General features: G+C 69.2%; 14 protein-coding genes. 9 read left to right on the forward strand and 5 right to left on the reverse strand.

Annotation, left to right across the window (positions count from 1 at the left end; genetic code table 11):
* The first annotated feature begins 187 nt into the window (after positions 1-187).
* The 7 genes from gap to pgi all read left to right on the forward strand — a co-directional run bounded on the left by gap (position 188) and on the right by pgi (position 7,446).
* On the forward strand, positions 188-1,192 hold the full coding sequence (gene gap, locus ACH4FH_RS15265; RefSeq protein ID WP_398556284.1) for a type I glyceraldehyde-3-phosphate dehydrogenase: 1,005 nt from the start codon (positions 188-190) through the stop codon (positions 1,190-1,192).
* 144 nt (positions 1,193-1,336) lie between these two features.
* The gene (locus ACH4FH_RS15270; protein WP_398556285.1) at positions 1,337-2,548 is read left to right on the forward strand and encodes a phosphoglycerate kinase; all 1,212 of its coding nucleotides are present in this window, start codon (positions 1,337-1,339) and stop codon (positions 2,546-2,548) included.
* A gap of 38 nt (positions 2,549-2,586) precedes the next feature.
* On the forward strand, positions 2,587-3,342 hold the full coding sequence (gene tpiA, locus ACH4FH_RS15275) for a triose-phosphate isomerase (protein ID WP_398556415.1): 756 nt from the start codon (positions 2,587-2,589) through the stop codon (positions 3,340-3,342).
* A gap of 166 nt (positions 3,343-3,508) precedes the next feature.
* A complete protein-coding gene (gene secG / locus ACH4FH_RS15280; protein ID WP_128508572.1) occupies positions 3,509-3,745 on the forward strand; it encodes a preprotein translocase subunit SecG in 237 nt (78 codons plus the stop codon).
* A 178-nt stretch (positions 3,746-3,923) separates the two neighbouring features.
* Positions 3,924-4,259, forward strand: a complete 336-nt coding sequence (locus ACH4FH_RS15285) for an RNA polymerase-binding protein RbpA (protein ID WP_078518748.1) — start codon at positions 3,924-3,926, stop codon at positions 4,257-4,259.
* A gap of 215 nt (positions 4,260-4,474) precedes the next feature.
* Positions 4,475-5,737, forward strand: coding sequence for an MFS transporter (locus tag ACH4FH_RS15290; RefSeq protein ID WP_398556286.1), 1,263 nt, complete (start codon positions 4,475-4,477; stop codon positions 5,735-5,737).
* A gap of 47 nt (positions 5,738-5,784) precedes the next feature.
* The gene (pgi, locus tag ACH4FH_RS15295) at positions 5,785-7,446 is read left to right on the forward strand and encodes a glucose-6-phosphate isomerase (protein WP_398556287.1); all 1,662 of its coding nucleotides are present in this window, start codon (positions 5,785-5,787) and stop codon (positions 7,444-7,446) included.
* Positions 7,447-7,527: 81 nt separating this feature from the next.
* Here pgi and pgl read toward each other — a convergent pair whose 3' ends face one another.
* The 5 genes from pgl to tkt are packed head-to-tail and all read right to left on the reverse strand — an operon-like array spanning position 7,528 to position 14,106.
* Positions 7,528-8,310: a 6-phosphogluconolactonase gene (gene pgl, locus ACH4FH_RS15300; protein ID WP_398556288.1), complete on the reverse strand. Its 783-nt coding sequence runs from the start codon at positions 8,308-8,310 to the stop codon at positions 7,528-7,530.
* A complete protein-coding gene (gene opcA, locus ACH4FH_RS15305) occupies positions 8,307-9,341 on the reverse strand; it encodes a glucose-6-phosphate dehydrogenase assembly protein OpcA (protein WP_398556289.1) in 1,035 nt (344 codons plus the stop codon). The genes pgl and opcA overlap by 4 nt, the downstream gene beginning before the upstream one ends.
* Positions 9,338-10,861 carry a glucose-6-phosphate dehydrogenase gene (gene zwf / locus ACH4FH_RS15310; protein WP_398556290.1) on the reverse strand — a complete coding sequence of 508 codons (1,524 nt, stop codon included), beginning with the start codon at positions 10,859-10,861 and terminating at the stop codon, positions 9,338-9,340. Before zwf ends, opcA begins: the two co-directional genes overlap by 4 nt.
* A gap of 4 nt (positions 10,862-10,865) precedes the next feature.
* Positions 10,866-11,984, reverse strand: a complete 1,119-nt coding sequence (gene tal, locus ACH4FH_RS15315) for a transaldolase (protein ID WP_398556291.1) — start codon at positions 11,982-11,984, stop codon at positions 10,866-10,868.
* A 34-nt stretch (positions 11,985-12,018) separates the two neighbouring features.
* Positions 12,019-14,106 (reverse strand): transketolase, encoded by a 2,088-nt coding sequence (tkt, locus tag ACH4FH_RS15320; protein ID WP_398556292.1) that lies wholly within the window; start codon positions 14,104-14,106, stop codon positions 12,019-12,021.
* A gap of 488 nt (positions 14,107-14,594) precedes the next feature.
* On the opposite strand from tkt, the gene ACH4FH_RS15325 reads away from it, so the two are divergent.
* Both ACH4FH_RS15325 and ACH4FH_RS15330 read left to right on the forward strand, forming a co-directional pair.
* Positions 14,595-15,551: a heme o synthase gene (locus ACH4FH_RS15325; RefSeq protein ID WP_398556293.1), complete on the forward strand. Its 957-nt coding sequence runs from the start codon at positions 14,595-14,597 to the stop codon at positions 15,549-15,551.
* 24 nt (positions 15,552-15,575) lie between these two features.
* Positions 15,576-15,959: a hypothetical protein gene (locus ACH4FH_RS15330; RefSeq protein WP_398556294.1), complete on the forward strand. Its 384-nt coding sequence runs from the start codon at positions 15,576-15,578 to the stop codon at positions 15,957-15,959.
* Positions 15,960-15,968 lie beyond the last annotated feature (9 nt).

Genomic DNA, 15,968 nt, shown 5'->3' on the forward strand with positions numbered 1-15,968 from the left:
GCCCCCGGTTTCCCAGGAGATTCCGGGGGCGCGGGGCATGTTGGCCAGGAGTGGTTCATGAGGGAGCGAGAGCCGTCCCTGTCAATGTCACGTACGTCTCGTATTGGGGGTAGGGTCGGAGGCGGTCGGGGACATCCCATACAGCTCGCCGGTATCTGAGCCGGCGTACCAACGAGGAGATCGGTTCGTGACGATCCGCGTAGGCATCAACGGATTCGGCCGCATTGGTCGTAACTACTTCCGCGCGCTCCTGGAGCAGGGTGCGGACATCGAGATCGTCGGTGTCAACGACCTGACCGACAACGCCACCCTGGTCCACCTGCTCAAGTACGACACCATTCTGGGTCGCCTCAAGCAGGAAGTCAGCCACACCGACGACACCATCACGGTCGGCAACCAGACCTTCAAGACGATGGCCGAGCGTGACCCGGCGAACCTCCCCTGGGGTGAGCTCGGCGCCGACATCGTGATCGAGTCGACCGGCATCTTCACCAAGAAGGCCGACGCCGCCAAGCACATCGCCGCCGGCGCCAAGAAGGTCCTGATCTCCGCGCCCGCCAAGGACGAGGACATCACGATCGTGATGGGCGTCAACCAGGACAAGTACGACGCGGCCAAGCACAACGTCATCTCCAACGCCTCCTGCACCACCAACTGTGTGGCGCCGATGGCCAAGGTTCTCCTGGAGAACTTCGGCATCGTCAAGGGCCTGATGACGACGGTCCACGCGTACACCAACGACCAGCGCATCCTGGACTTCCCGCACAGCGACCTGCGCCGTGCCCGCGCCGCCGCCGAGAACATCATCCCGACCACCACCGGTGCCGCCAAGGCCACCGCCCTGGTGATCCCGGAGCTCGCCGGCAAGCTCGACGGCATCGCCATGCGCGTGCCGGTCCCCACCGGTTCGGTCACCGACCTGGTCATCGAGCTGGAGCGCGAGGTCACCAAGGACGAGGTCAACGCCGCCTTCCAGAAGGCGTCCGAGGGCCAGCTCCAGGGCGTCCTGGAGTACACCGAGGACCCGATCGTCTCCTCGGACATCGTCAACTGGCCGGCGTCCTGCACCTTCGACTCCTCCCTGACCATGGTCCAGGGCAAGAGCGTCAAGATCGTCGGTTGGTACGACAATGAGTGGGGCTACTCCAACCGCCTGGTGGACCTGACCACCTTCGTCGGCGGCCAGCTCTGATCTTTCCCGGTCACACCCGGGAGGTGCCCCCTTGCTTCACCGGGCACCAAAAGCAATGAGATGTGAGGACGGGGCTCGTATGACGCGATGAAGCGTCGTACGGGCCCCGACCCATGACTGACTGAAGCTACGGAGTCACTCCTCATGAAGACGATCGACGATCTCACCGCAGAAGGGGTCGCGGGCAAGCGGGTATTCGTCCGTGCCGACCTCAATGTGCCGCTGGACGGCACGACCATCACCGACGACGGCCGGATCCGCGCCGTCCAGCCGACGATCGCCAAGCTCGCGCAGTACGGCGCCAAGGTCATCGTCGCCTCCCACCTGGGCCGCCCCAAGGGTGCGCCGGACCCGGCCTTCTCCCTCGCCCCCGCCGCCGCACGGCTGGGCGAGCTGCTCGGCAGGGACGTGGCGTTCGCGACCGACACGGTCGGCGAGTCCGCGAAGTCCGTCGTCGACGGCCTGTCCGACGGCCAGGTCGCCGTGCTGGAGAACCTCCGCTTCAACCCGGGCGAGACCAGCAAGGACGACGCCGAGCGCGGCGCCTTCGCCGACCAGCTCGCCGCCCTCGCGGACCTGTACGTCGGTGACGGCTTCGGCGCCGTGCACCGCAAGCACGCCTCGGTCTTCGACCTCCCGGCCCGCCTTCCGCACGCCGCCGGCGACCTGATCGCCGCCGAGGTCAGCGTGCTGAAGAGGCTCACCGAGGACGTCAAGCGCCCGTACGTCGTCGTGCTCGGCGGCGCCAAGGTCTCCGACAAGCTCGCCGTGATCGACCAGCTGCTCAGCAAGGCCGACCGGCTGCTCATCGGCGGTGGCATGGCGTACACCTTCCTCAAGGCCAAGGGCTACGAGGTGGGGATCTCCCTGCTGCAGGAGGACCAGGTCCCGGCCGTCACCGAGTACCTGGAGCGGGCGGAGAAGAACGGCGTCGAGCTGGTTCTTCCCGTCGACGTCCTGGCCGCGGCGGAGTTCCCCGACCTGAAGACCAAGGCGCCCGCCGAGTACGTTGTCGTCGACGCCGACAAGATTCCCTCCGACAAGGAGGGCCTGGACATCGGCCCGAGGACCCGCGAGCTCTTCGCCTCGAAGATCGCGGACGCCGAGACGGTGTTCTGGAACGGTCCGGTCGGCGTCGCCGAGCACCCCGACTACGCGGGCGGCACCACGGCCGTCGCGCGGGCGCTGCTCGACAGCCCCGCCTTCACCGTCGTCGGTGGTGGAGACTCGGCCGCGGCTGTCCGCGCGCTGGGCTTCGATGAGAACGCTTTTGGCCACATTTCGACCGGTGGCGGCGCCAGCCTCGAATACCTCGAAGGCAAGACGCTCCCCGGCCTCGCTGCTCTGGAGGACTGAAGAACGTGACTGCTCTGAACGAGGGCCGTACCCCGCTGATGGCGGGCAACTGGAAGATGAACCTCAACCACCTCGAGGCCATCGCACACGTCCAGAAGCTCGCCTTCGCCCTCGCCGACAAGGACTTCGACGCCGTAGAGGTCGCGGTGCTGCCGCCCTTCACCGACCTGCGGTCGGTGCAGACGCTGGTCGACGGCGACAAGCTGAAGATCAAGTACGGCGCCCAGGACCTCTCGGCGCACGACTCCGGTGCCTACACCGGTGAGATTTCCGGCAGCATGCTCGCCAAGCTCAAGTGCAGCTATGTCACCATCGGGCACAGCGAGCGCCGCCAGTACCACGGCGAGAACGAAGAGATCTGCAACGCCAAGGTCAAGGCCGCCTACAAGCACGGCCTCACCCCGATCCTGTGCGTCGGTGAGGGCCTGGAGGTCCGCAAGGCCGGCAACCAGGTCGCGCACACCCTCGCCCAGGTCGACGGCGCGCTGACGGACATCCCCGCCGAGCAGGCCGAGTCCATCGTGATCGCCTACGAGCCGGTGTGGGCCATCGGCACCGGCGAGGTCGCCACGCCCGAGGACGCGCAGGAGGTCTGCGGTGCCATCCGCGGCCGCCTCGCCGAGCTCTACAGCCAGGACCTGGCCGACAAGGTCCGCATCCAGTACGGCGGCTCGGTCAAGTCCGGCAACGTCGCGGCGATCATGGCGCAGCCCGATGTTGACGGCGCGCTGATCGGCGGCGCGGCGCTGGACGCGGACGAATTCGTCAAGATCGTCCGATTCCGCGACCAGTAGCAGCTATGACGACGGGCCCGGCCCGTCGTACCCTGTCGGGGCCGGGTCCGGCGTCCAGCACGCCGCCCCGGCCCCGCACCATTTTGATCTCGTGTGGTGGGTCTCCGTCGCCGGAAGGCGTCGGAACACCTGTTCCGTCCGTCAGTCCTAGAGAGTTGGTCCAGCCGTGGTCATCGGGTTCTCGATCGCCCTCATCGTCTTCAGCCTGCTGCTGATGATGCTGGTGCTCATGCACAAGGGGAAGGGCGGCGGCCTGTCCGACATGTTCGGTGGCGGTATGCAGTCCTCGGTCGGTGGCTCCTCGGTCGCCGAGCGCAACCTCGACCGCATCACCATCGTGATCGGTCTGCTGTGGTTTGCGTGCATTGTCGTTCTCGGTGTCCTGATGAAGCTCGGAAACTGACATACCGTCGGAGACGCGGCCTATCATGAAGGCGGCGTCCTCGGACGGGTAACTCCTGTCACTGGACGCGCGTTGGGCCTTACGTAAACTGGGGGGCCCGCAGCGCAGCTGCTGTTAGAGCCCGCAGTGAAGCTGTTGTGAGAGGCTTCGCAGCACCATTACGCAGGGAGTTACGACCGTGGCAAGTGGCAACGCGATCCGAGGAAGTCGGGTCGGGGCGGGGCCGATGGGGGAGGCCGAGCGCGGCGAATCCGCGCCGCGCACCCGCATCTCCTTCTGGTGCTCCAACGGGCACGAGACACAGCCCAGCTTCGCCGGTGACGCGCAGGTTCCTGACACCTGGGACTGCCCGCGCTGTGGTTTCCCGGCAGGCAAGGACCGGGAGAGCCCTCCGGACCCGCCGCGCACCGAGCCGTACAAGACCCACCTCGCCTACGTCCGGGAGCGCCGTAGCGACGCCGACGGCGAGGCGATTCTCGCGGAGGCGCTCGCCAAGCTCCGCGGCGAGATCTGAACGGACAGCAGACGTGTGGACCGGCCCGGCCGGAGGGGACAGCAGCCCTCCGGCCGGGCCGGTCGCGTGTGAGGCGCCCCTCCCGCACCCGCCGCCGGCTGTCGGCCGCCACCCGGCGCGGCATCTGAGGTAGCGGATGGGGAAGCTGCCCGAGGCCCGTTGTCAGTGGTCGTCGTTACCGTCTGTGTACCCGGAGAAACCGGTACGGAGGCGGCATGACGAGCATGGGGGCGGGCAGCGCGGCGGGTGCCGTCACGCTCGCCTGGCGCGGCGGATTCGGCCGGCTGTGGACCGCGGCGGCCGTCTCCCGCTTCGGGGACGCGCTGCGCGGTACGGCGCTGCCGCTGCTCGCCTTCTCCCTGACCGACTCACCGATGCTGATCTCCCTCGTCACCGCCTGCGGCCTGCTGCCCTGGTTGTTCTTCGGGCTGCTGGGCGGCGCGGTCGCCGACCGGGTGGACCGGCGGCGGGCCATGTGGGTGGTCGATGTGCTGCGGGGCCTGCTGATGGCCGGCTTCGCCCTGGCCGTGGCGCTCGGCGCGGCGGGCATCGGCCTGCTGCTCGCCCTCGCCTTCGCCCTGACCACCTTCCAGACACTCTTCGACAACGCCGCCACGGCCCTGCTGCCCGCGGTGGTGCCGCGGGAAGCGCTGAGCGTCGCCAACGCCCGGCTGCTGACCGGCCAGGAGGTGCTGGGCCGGTTCGTCGGCGGACCGGTGGCGCCACCGCTCATCGCGCTGGGCGCCGCCGTGCCGTTCGCCGCCGATGCCGTCACCTACCTCGTCGCGGCGGCCCTGGTCGCCTCGTTGCGCGGCACCACGCCCGCGCGTCCCGCGGCCGCACCTGCCGCATCCACCCTCCGGCGCGAAATCGCCGAGGGCGCCCGGGTGTTGTGGCGCGACCGGGTCCTGCGGTCGTTCTGTGTCTCGGTGGCGCTGGGCAACGTCGGCATCGGCGCGCTGATCGCCACACTCGTGGTGATGGTCAAGGGGTGGTTGGGCGCAGGGGACTTCGGCTATGCCGCGGTGACGACCGGGTACGGCATCGGGATGGTGGCGGGCGGGCTGCTGGCCGGCCGGGTCACCGCAGCGGCCGGCGGCCCGGCCCGCACCCTGCTGCCGGCCGGCCTGCTCCAGACCGCCGTGCTGGTGGCCTTCGGGACGCTGCGCTCACTGTGGGTCGCGGCGGCATTGCTGGGCCTGTTCGGCTTCGCGAGCATGGTGTGGAACGTCCTGGAGACGACGCTGCTCCAGCAGCGCAGCCCCGCCGCGATGCTCGGGCGGATCAGTGCCGCGTTCCGTACGGTCTCCCTCGCAGGGACGCCTCTGGGGGCACTGCTCGGCGGCGCGGCAGCCGCCGCGTGGGGCGCCAACGTCCCGGCCCTGCTGGCCGCCGCCCTGCTGGGCCTCGGCGTCGTCACCCTGATACCCGTGCTTCAGTCGGCCGACAGCGGACAGACACCTCATACCGTGCCCTGATCAATTAGGTTGGAACACGGCGGGGCCGGTACGAGATGAGAAGGCTGATGTCGGAGATGAACGCAGAACGCCGCAGCAGGCTCGACCAGCTGTCGGAGTGGACGGCGCTGAACAAGCACCGGGAGCAGCTGGGGGAGGTACACCTTCGCGAGCTGTTCGACCGGGACCCGGCCCGCGCCGAGCGGTACACCCTCCAGGTCGGCGATCTGCACCTGGACTACTCCAAGCACCTGGTCACCGATGACACCCTGCGGCTGCTCCAGGAGCTGGCCGCGGCGACCGACGTGGCCGGACTGCGGGACGCGATGTTCCGCGGCGAGAAGATCAACATCACCGAACGGCGTGCCGTACTGCACACCGCGCTGCGCGCGCCCGCCTCGGCGGTCATGGCGACCGGCGGGGAGAACGTCGTCCCGGCCGTGCACGCCGCCCTGATGAAGATGAGCGTCTTCTGCGACCGGATCCACTCCGGCGACTGGAAGGGCCACACCGGCAAGCCCATCAAGACGATCGTCAACATCGGCATCGGCGGCTCCGACCTGGGCCCGGCGATGGCGTTCGAGGCACTGCGCGCCTACAGCCACCGGGAGCTGCAATTCCGGTTCGTCTCCAACGTCGACGGCGCCGACCTGCACGAGGCCGTGCGCGACCTGGACCCCGCCGAGACGCTGTTCATCATCGCCTCGAAGACCTTCACCACCATCGAGACGATCACCAACGCGACGTCCGCGCGTGACTGGCTGCTGTCCGGTCTGCGTGCCGGTGACGACGCCGTGGCCAAGCACTTCGTGGCGCTGTCGACCAACGCCGAGAAGGTCGCGGAGTTCGGCATCGACACCACCAACATGTTCGAGTTCTGGGACTGGGTCGGTGGCCGCTACTCCTTCGACTCCGCGATCGGTCTGTCGCTGATGCTCGCGATCGGCCCGGAGCACTTCCGGGAGATGCTGGCCGGATTCCACCTCGTCGACGAGCACTTCCGCTCCGCCCCGCCGGAGGAGAACGCTCCGCTGCTGCTGGGCCTGCTCGGCATCTGGTACGGCAACTTCTGGGACGCCCAGTCGCATGCGGTACTGCCGTACAGCCACTACCTCGCCAAGTTCACCGCGTATCTCCAGCAGTTGGACATGGAGTCCAACGGCAAGTCCGTGGACCGCGAGGGCAACCCCGTCAACTGGCAGACCGGGCCCGTCGTGTGGGGCACGCCCGGTACGAACGGCCAGCACGCCTACTACCAGCTGCTCCACCAGGGCACGAAGATGATCCCGGTGGACTTCATCGGCTTCGCCGAGCCGGTCGCCGATCTGCGGCCGGGCCTGGTCGCCCAGCACGACCTGCTGATGGCCAACCTCTTCGCGCAGGGCCAGGCGCTCGCCTTCGGCAAGACGCCTGACGAGGTACGCGCCGAGGGCGTGGCGGAGGAGCTGGTGCCGCACAAGACCTTCCGCGGCAACCACCCCAGCACCACCATCCTGGCCAAGGAACTCAGCCCGTCCGTCCTCGGCCAGCTGATCGCCCTCTACGAGCATAAGGTGTTCGTCCAGGGCGCGGTCTGGAACATCGACTCCTTCGACCAGTGGGGAGTGGAGCTCGGCAAGGTTCTTGCCAAGCGGGTGGAGCCGGCCCTCACGGACGGCGCCACGGTGCCAGGACTGGACGTCTCCACCGCCCGTCTGGTCGGCAAGTACCGCGAGCTGCGCGGCCGTTGACCCAAGCGCCGCGGCGCTTGTGAGAGACGACAGCGGCCCCGCCCTCCCTGAGGAGGACGGGGCCGCAGGCGTTCTCGGAAACTACGCCGAGGCGGGCGGATAGAGGCTGCGCGGCAGTTGGGCGGCCGCCGCCTCGTCCAGCAGCCACAACGTCCGGCTGCGACCCCGGGCACCGGCTGCCGGCGCCTGGACCTCGCCTGCGCCGGAGAGCGCGATCGCCGCGGCACCGGCCTTGTCCTCGCCGGCCGCCAGCAGCCAGACCTCCCGTGCCGCACGGATCGCCGGCAGGGTCAGCGAGACGCGGGTGGGCGGCGGCTTGGGGGCGCCGTGCACGCCGACCACCGTGCGCTCGCTCTCCCGCACGGCGGGCAGCTCGGGGAAGAGCGAGGCGACATGCGTGTCCGGGCCGACACCCAGCAGCAGGACGTCGAAGGACGGCACCCGGGCGTGGTCCTCGGGCCGCGCGGCGGCGGCCAGTTCGGCGGCGTACGCCTCGGCCGAGGCGTCGGCGTCATTGCCGTACGCTCCGCCCGAGGGCGGCATCGGGTGCACCCGTGCCGGGTCCAGCGGAACGCTGTCCAGCAGTGCCGCGCGGGCCTGGGTGTCGTTGCGCTCGGGGTCGCCGTCCGGCAGGAACCGCTCGTCGCCCCACCACAGGTCCAGGCGGGACCAGTCCACCGCGTCCCGGGCGGGCGCCTCGGCGAGGGCGGCGAGCAGCCCGTTGCCGTTGCGTCCGCCGGTCAGCACCACCGAGGCGAAGCCCCGGGCGGACTGCGCGTCGACGATCTTCGTGATCAGCCGGGCCGCGGCGGCCTTCGCCATCAGTTCCTTGTCGCGGTGGACGACGACCTGCGGAGCACTCACTTGCCGGCCGCCTTCTTGGCGGGCGCCTTCTTCGCCGCGGGCTTGGCCGGGGCGGCTTCCGCTGCGGCCGACGGCTCCTCGGCGGGCGTCGCCGCCTTGCCGGACGGCTCCCCGAGCCGTTCCACGCCGTACTTCAGCGCGGCGGCGTAGGTGTCGTCCGGGTCGAGGCGGCGCAGTTCCTCGGCGAGCAGCTCCGAGGTGTCCCGCCGCTTGAGGGCCACCGCACGGTCGGGCTGGCCCTGCATGCAGAGCGTGGCCAGCGAGCCGTCCGGCCGGTCCAGCACGATGGGACCGCAACTGCTCTGCATGCGCACGGCCGTCAGGCCGGGGCCCGCCGACGTGGTGCGCTTGACCGGGACGTTCAGCCTGCTGGCGAGCCACAGGGCGAGCAGCTCACAGCTGGGGTTGAACTCCTCGCCCTCGACCTCGGCCGAGGTGACCGTGCACGGGGCCTGGTCGAGCGCCGCCGCGAGCATCGAACGCCACGGGGTGATGCGGGTCCAGGCCAGATCGGTGTCGCCCGGGGTGTAGGTGTCTGCGCGGCTCGCCAGCTCCGCCACGGGATTCTCGGCGGCGTAGGCATCGGTGACGCGGCGCTGGGCCAGCGCACCGAGGGGGTCCTTCGCGGGGTTCTTCGGGGCGTTGACCGCCCACCAGACCACGACCGGCGCGTCCGGCAGCAGCAGCGGCAGCACCACGGACTGGGCGTGGTCGATGGCCTCGCCGTACAGCCGCAGCACGACCGTCTCGCCGGTGCCCGCGTCCGTGCCCACCCGGACCTCGGCGTCAAGACGCGCCTTGGAGCGGTTGCGCGGCGACCGGCTGACCCGCTTGATGACGACGAGCGTGCGCGAGGGGTGCTCGCGGGAAGCTTCGTTGGCCGCCTTCAGGGCGTCGTAGGCGTTCTCCTCGTCGGTGACGATGACGAGGGTCAGCACCATGCCGATGGCGGGGGTGCCGACGGCGCGACGGCCCTCGACCAAAGCCTTGTTGATCTTGCTGGCCGTGGTTTCCGTCAGATCGATCTTCATGGGCGACGCCAGCTCCGTCCGTCTCGTGCGAGCATTTCGTCCGCCTCGACGGGGCCCCAGGTGCCCGCCGGGTACTGCGCGGGCTTGCCCTTGCGCTCCCAGTACTCCTCGATCGGGTCGAGGATGCGCCAGGACAGCTCGACCTCCTCCAGCCGTGGGAAGAGGTTCGCGTCGCCGAGCAGTACGTCGAGGATCAGCCGCTCGTATGCCTCGGGGCTGGACTCCGTGAACGACTCGCCGTACGCGAAGTCCATCGAGACGTCCCGCACCTCCATCGAGGTTCCCGGCACCTTGGAGCCGAACCTGACGGTCACACCTTCGTCCGGCTGCACCCGGATGACCAGGGCGTTCTGCCCCAGCTCCTCCGTCGCGGTGTGGTCGAAGGGGGAGTGCGGGGCGCGCTGGAAGACCACCGCGATCTCGGTGACGCGGCGGCCGAGGCGCTTGCCGGTGCGGAGATAGAAGGGGACTCCGGCCCAGCGGCGGTTGTCCACCTGCAGTTTGATGGCGGCGTAGGTGTCGGTCTTGGATTTGGGGTCGATGCCCTCTTCTTCCAGATAGCCGACGGCCTGCTCGCCGCCCTGCCAGCCGGCCGTGTACTGCGCGCGCACCGTCTCCTTGCCGAGGTCGGCGGGGATCCGGACGGCGCTGAGCACCTTGGTCTTCTCGGCGACCAGCGCGTCCGCGTCGAAGGAGGAGGGCTCCTCCATCGCGGTCAGCGCGAGGAGCTGGAGCAGGTGGTTCTGGATGACGTCACGCGCCGCGCCGATGCCGTCGTAGTAGCCGGCCCGGCCGCCGATGCCGATGTCCTCGGCCATCGTGATCTGCACGTGGTCGACATAGCTGCGGTTCCAGAGCGGCTCGAACATCGTGTTGGCGAACCGCAGCGCCATGATGTTCTGGACCGTCTCCTTGCCCAGGTAGTGGTCGATCCGGAAGACCTCTTCCGGCGGGAAGACCTCGTGGACGACCTGGTTGAGCTCCTGCGCGCTCTTCAGGTCGTGGCCGAAGGGCTTCTCGATGACCGCGCGGCGCCAGGAGCCCTCCTTCTGGTCGGCCAGCCCGTGCTTCTTCAGCTGCTGGACGACCTTGGGGAAGAACTTCGGCGGCACGGAGAGGTAGAAGGCGAAGTTGCCGCCGGTGCCCTGTGCCTTGTCGAGCTCGTTGATGGTGTTCTTGAGGGTGTCGAAGGCGTCGTCGTCGTCGAAGTTGCCCTGGACGAAGCGGCAGCCCTGGACCAGCTGCTGCCAGACCTCCTCGCGGAAGGGGGTCCGGGAGTGCTGCTTGACGGCCTCGTACACCTCGTTGGCGAAGTCCTCGTGCTCCCACTCGCGTCGGGCGAACCCGATGAGTGAGAAACCCGGCGGAAGCAGGCCGCGGTTGGCCAGGTCGTAGACGGCGGGCATCAACTTTTTACGGGACAAATCGCCCGTGACGCCAAAGATGACAAGGCCGGACGGCCCCGCGATGCGCGGGAGCCGCCGGTCCTGTGCGTCACGCAGCGGATTGCTGCTGGTCAATTCCTCAGGCCTCCGAAGGGGAAAGGCGCTTGAGCTCCGCCTCAGTGGACTTGAGCAGGTCGTTCCAGGACGCCTCGAACTTCTCGACGCCCTCGTCCTCCAGGAGCTGCACGACCTCGTCGTACGAGATCCCCAGCTCGGCGAGCGCGGCGAGGTCGGCCTTGGCCGACTCGTACGTGCCGCGCACCGTGTCGCCGGTGATCTGTCCGTGGTCGGCGGTGGCCTCCAGAGTGGCCTCCGGCATGGTGTTGACCGTGCCCGGGGCGACCAGCTCGTCGACGTACAGCGTGTCCTTGTAGGCCGGGTCCTTGACGCCGGTCGAGGCCCACAGCGGGCGCTGCTTGTTGGCGTGCGCCTTGTCCAGCGCGGCCCAGCGGTCCGAGGAGAAGACCTCCTCGTACGCCTCGTAGGCCAGGCGGGCGTTGGCCAGTGCGGCCTTGCCCTTGAGTGCCTTGGCCTCGTCCGTGCCGATCTTCTCCAGGCGCTTGTCGATCTCGCTGTCCACGCGGGATACGAAGAACGAGGCGACGGAGTGGATCTTGGAGAGGTCCAGGCCCGCGGCCTTGGCCTTTTCCAGGCCCGCGAGGTAGGCGTCCATGACCTCGCGGTAGCGCTCCAGCGAGAAGATCAGCGTGACATTGACGCTGATGCCCTTGCCGATGACCTCGGTGATCGCCGGCAGACCGGCCTTGGTCGCCGGGATCTTGATGAGGGTGTTGGGGCGGTCCACCAGCCACGCGAGCTGCTTGGCCTCCGCGACCGTCGGCAGGGTGTGGTGCGCGAGGCGCGGGTCGACCTCGATCGAGACCCGGCCGTCCTGACCGCCGGTGGCGTCGAAGACCGGGCGCAGGATGTCGGCGGCGTCGCGGACGTCCGCCGTCGTGATCATGCGGATGGCTTCCTCGACGGTGACCTTGCGGGCCGCGAGGTCGGCGACCTGCTGGTCGTAGCCGTGCCCGTCCGAGATCGCCTTCTGGAAGATCGAGGGGTTGGTGGTCACACCGACGACGTGCTGCTGGTCGATCAGCTCGGCGAGGTTGCCGGACGTGATGCGCTGGCGCGACAGGTCGTCCAGCCAGATCGCGACGCCTTCGTCGGAGAGGCGCTTGAGTGCGTCTGTCATGGGGTCTGCATCTCCTACTTGTCGTGTATGGGCGTCAGCGCGCGGCGGCTTCGATCGATTCCCGCGCGGCGGCGGCCACCGCGTCGGCGGTGAAGCCGAACTCGCGGAAGAGGACCTTCGCGTCGGCGGAGGCACCGAAGTGCTCCAGGGACACGATGCGGCCGGCGTCACCGACGAAGCGGTGCCAGGTCAGACCGATGCCGGCCTCGACGGCGACACGAGCCTTGACGGACGGCGGAAGCACGCTGTCGCGGTACGCCTGGTCCTGCTCCTCGAACCACTCCACCGACGGCATCGAGACCACGCGGGTCGGGATACCGGCGGCCTGGAGCTGCTCACGGGCGCCGACGGCCAGCTGGACCTCCGAGCCGGTGCCGATGAGCACGACCTGCGGCTCACCGCCGTCCGCCTCGAAGAGCACGTAACCGCCCTTGGCGGCAGCTTCGTTGGCCTCGTAGGTCGGCACGCCCTGACGGGTCAGCGCGAGGCCGTGCGGGGCCCCGACGCCGAACTCCTTGGTGTAGCGCTTGAGGATCTCGCGCCATGCGATGGCGGTCTCGTTGGCGTCGGCCGGGCGCACGATGTTCAGGCCCGGGATGGCGCGCAGCGAGGCGAGGTGCTCGATCGGCTGGTGGGTCGGGCCGTCCTCACCCAGACCGATGGAGTCGTGCGTCCACACGTACGTCACCGGCAGGTGCATCAGGGCCGACAGCCGGACGGCGTTGCGCATGTAGTCGGAGAACACCAGGAAGGTGCCGCCGTAGATGCGGGTGTTGCCGTGCAGCGCGATGCCGTTCATCTCCGCGGCCATGGAGTGCTCGCGGATGCCGAAGTGGATCGTGCGGCCGTACGGGTCGGCGCCCGGCAGCGGGTTGCCCTCCGGCAGGAACGACGACGTCTTGTCGATCGTGGTGTTGTTCGAGCCCGCGAGGTCGGCGGAGCCGCCCCACAGCTCGGGAACGACCGCACCGAGCGCCTGCAGCACCTTGCCCGACGCGGCGCGGGTGGCCACGGCCTTGCCCGGCTCGAACGACGGCAGGTGGTCCTGCCAGCCCTCGGGCAGCTCGCCTGCGGCGATGCGGTCGAACTCCGCGGCCCGCTCGGGGTTGGCGGTACGCCAGGCGGCGAAGGTCTTGCCCCATCCGGCCTTGGCGTCGCGGCCGCGGTCGAGGGCGGCGCGGGTGTGCGCGAGCACCTCGTCGGAGACCTCGAAGGACTGCTCCGGGTCGAAGCCCAGCACGCGCTTGGTGGCCGCGACCTCCTCGTCGCCCAGCGCGGAGCCGTGTGCGGCCTCGGTGTTCTGGGCGTTCGGGGCCGGCCAGGCGATGATCGAGCGCATCGCGATGAAGGACGGGCGCTCGGTCTCGGCCTTGGCCGCCTCGATCGCCGCGTACAGGGCGGCCGGGTCGAGGTCGCCGTTCTCCTGGGGCTCCACGCGCTGGACGTGCCAGCCGTACGCTTCGTAGCGCTTCTCGGTGTCCTCGGAGATCGAGGTCTCGGTGTCGCCCTCGATCGAGATGTGGTTGTCGTCCCACAGCAGGACCAGGTTGCCGAGCTTCTGGTGCCCGGCCAGCGAGGACGCCTCGGCGGAGATGCCCTCCTGGAGGCAGCCGTCACCGGCGATCGCGAAGATGTGGTGGTCGAACGGCGAGCTGCCGGCGGCCGCGTCGGGGTCGAACAGGCCGCGCTCGTAGCGGGCGGCCATCGCCATGCCCACGGCGTTGGCGACACCCTGGCCGAGCGGGCCCGTGGTGGTCTCCACGCCGGTGGTGTGGCCGTACTCCGGGTGGCCGGGGGTCTTGGAGCCCCAGGTGCGGAAGGCCTTGAGGTCGTCCAGTTCCAGGCCGAACCCGGCCAGGTAGAGCTGGATGAAGAGGGTCAAGGACGAGTGGCCCGCGGACAGTACGAAGCGGTCGCGGCCGGTCCAGTCGGCGTCCGCCGGGTCGTGCCGCATCACCTTCTGGAAGAGGGTGTACGCGGCAGGAGCGAGGCTCATGGCCGTACCGGGGTGGCCGTTACCGACCTTCTGCACGGAATCCATGGCCAGAACGCGGGCGGTATCGACGGCACGCTGGTCCAGATCGGTCCACTCGAGACCTGTGGTGGTCGGCTTGGTGCTCACCCTGGGTCAGGGCTCCTCTCCACATGTCGAATGCCGGGAACGGAAATGCACCCGGACGAAGTCGAGCCTACCTGCGTGGGAGGCGCATTTTTTCGCCGGAACCCCAGGCTTTGTCAGCTGCAACACATGAGTTTTTGACCCGGCGAACGAGCGCCCGGATGAGCAGGTGAACGCCCAGGCGACAGGGGGTGTCGGCAGTACGGTCAGACTGCCGTCGGATGCCCCCTTTCGCCTCTTGAACATCCGGGTGCCCCGGCAGTCGGGTGTGAATCCTGCGGCCTGCGGGCGCAGTGCCTTCCTGGCGGGCGCGATTCCCCGGGCACGGTCGGGGGTCAACACGACCCCACCCCCCGCGAAGGCGGCGGTATCCCCTACGTCTAGAGTGGCGTGGTACGCGCAAGTCTTCACCGGGCTGTTACCCGCTCGGTTGTCTTGCTGGCCTTATCTCCGCGGCACACAAGCCGCAGTAGTTACTTCCAGGGGTGTGCGTGACGGCCGTCGAATCCCGTCCTGCGGGGGCGCTCTCTCAGAGCCCCGGGAGTCCCGGTCCAGGCAACCGTCCTTTCGGTGCCCGGGTCAAGGCGTTCGTCGCCCTGACCAAGCCGCGTGTCATCGAATTGCTGCTGATGACGACGGTGCCGGTGATGTTCCTGGCCGCCGAGGGCGTGCCGGACCTCTGGCTGGTGCTGGCGACCTGCATCGGCGGTTACCTCTCCGCCGGTGGCGCGGGCGCCTTCAACATGTACATCGACCGCGACATCGACGCGCTGATGGACCGCACCGCCCAGCGGCCCCTGGTCACCGGCATGGTGTCGCCGCGTGAATGCCTGGTCTTCGCGACCACCCTCGCGGTGGGTTCCACCGCCTGGTTCTGGTTCCTCGTCAATCCGCTGTCGGCGATGCTGTCCCTCGGGGCGCTGCTTTTCTACGTCGTCGTTTACACAATGATCCTCAAGCGGCGCACCGCGCAGAACATCGTCTGGGGCGGTATCGCGGGCTGCATGCCGGTCTTCATCGGCTGGTCCTCGGTGACGAATTCGGTCTCCTGGGCCGCGGTGATCCTCTTCCTTGTCATCTTCTTCTGGACGCCGCCGCACTACTGGCCGCTGTCGATGAAGGTCAAGGACGACTACGAGCGGGTCGGGGTGCCGATGCTGCCGGTCATCGCCGGCAACAAGGCCGTCGCCCGCCAGATCGTCGCCTACAGCTGGGTGATGGTCGCCGTCTCGCTGCTGCTGCAGCCATTGGGCTACACCGGCTGGTTCTACACCGCGGTCGCCGTCGCCTGCGGCGTCTTCTGGCTCAAGGAGGCGCACGGCCTGCAGTCCCGCGCCAAGGCCGGCGTCACCGGCGCCAAGCTCAAGGAGATGCGGCTGTTCCACTGGTCCATCACCTATGTCTCCCTGCTGTTCGTCGCCGTTGCCGTGGACCCCTTCCTCCGCTGATTACCGACGGGTAGCATCCTGTCCATGGCAGAGAACCAGCAGGCGGACGAGCAGGTGACGACGGCGGCCGACGAGAGCGCCGGTGCGAAGCCCGACAAGCGGGCCGAGCGGCGCACGGCCAAGCTCGCGAAGGAGATCCGTGCCTTCGCCGCGTCGCACGGCGGCAGCGCCGAGGGACAGCTCGCGCACATCGGCCGCGGCCGTACCCGTATCGCCCTCGTCGGCGCCAACGGCGAGTGGGGCACCCTCGTCGCGGAGACCTACGACTCCGCCAAGGGCGCGGCCGAGAAGGCCGGCGTCGCACTCCATGACCAATTCGACGGCGACATCGCCGCGAAGGTCCGCACCGGCCCGTACGAATGGTCGCGGATGGCAGGCATCCAGGTGGGCGGCCCGGCCAACTCCTGACGGCCGCCG

Origin of the sequence: Streptomyces sp. NPDC017993 (assembly GCF_044328065.1) — a bacterium.
GTDB lineage: Bacteria > Actinomycetota > Actinomycetes > Streptomycetales > Streptomycetaceae > Streptomyces.

Excerpts from the sequence above, each read along its gene's own strand:
- ACH4FH_RS15290 (WP_398556286.1), top strand. The coding sequence starts at position 4,475 with ATGACGAGCATGGGGGCGGGCAGCGCGGCGGGTGCCGTCACGCTCGCC.
- ACH4FH_RS15270 (WP_398556285.1), top strand. The coding sequence starts at position 1,337 with ATGAAGACGATCGACGATCTCACCGCAGAAGGGGTCGCGGGCAAGCGG.
- ACH4FH_RS15330 (WP_398556294.1), top strand. The coding sequence starts at position 15,576 with ATGGCAGAGAACCAGCAGGCGGACGAGCAGGTGACGACGGCGGCCGAC.
- tal (WP_398556291.1), bottom strand. The coding sequence starts at position 11,984 with ATGACAGACGCACTCAAGCGCCTCTCCGACGAAGGCGTCGCGATCTGG.
- tpiA (WP_398556415.1), top strand. The coding sequence starts at position 2,587 with ATGGCGGGCAACTGGAAGATGAACCTCAACCACCTCGAGGCCATCGCA.
- opcA (WP_398556289.1), bottom strand. The coding sequence starts at position 9,341 with ATGAAGATCGATCTGACGGAAACCACGGCCAGCAAGATCAACAAGGCT.
- pgi (WP_398556287.1), top strand. The coding sequence starts at position 5,785 with ATGTCGGAGATGAACGCAGAACGCCGCAGCAGGCTCGACCAGCTGTCG.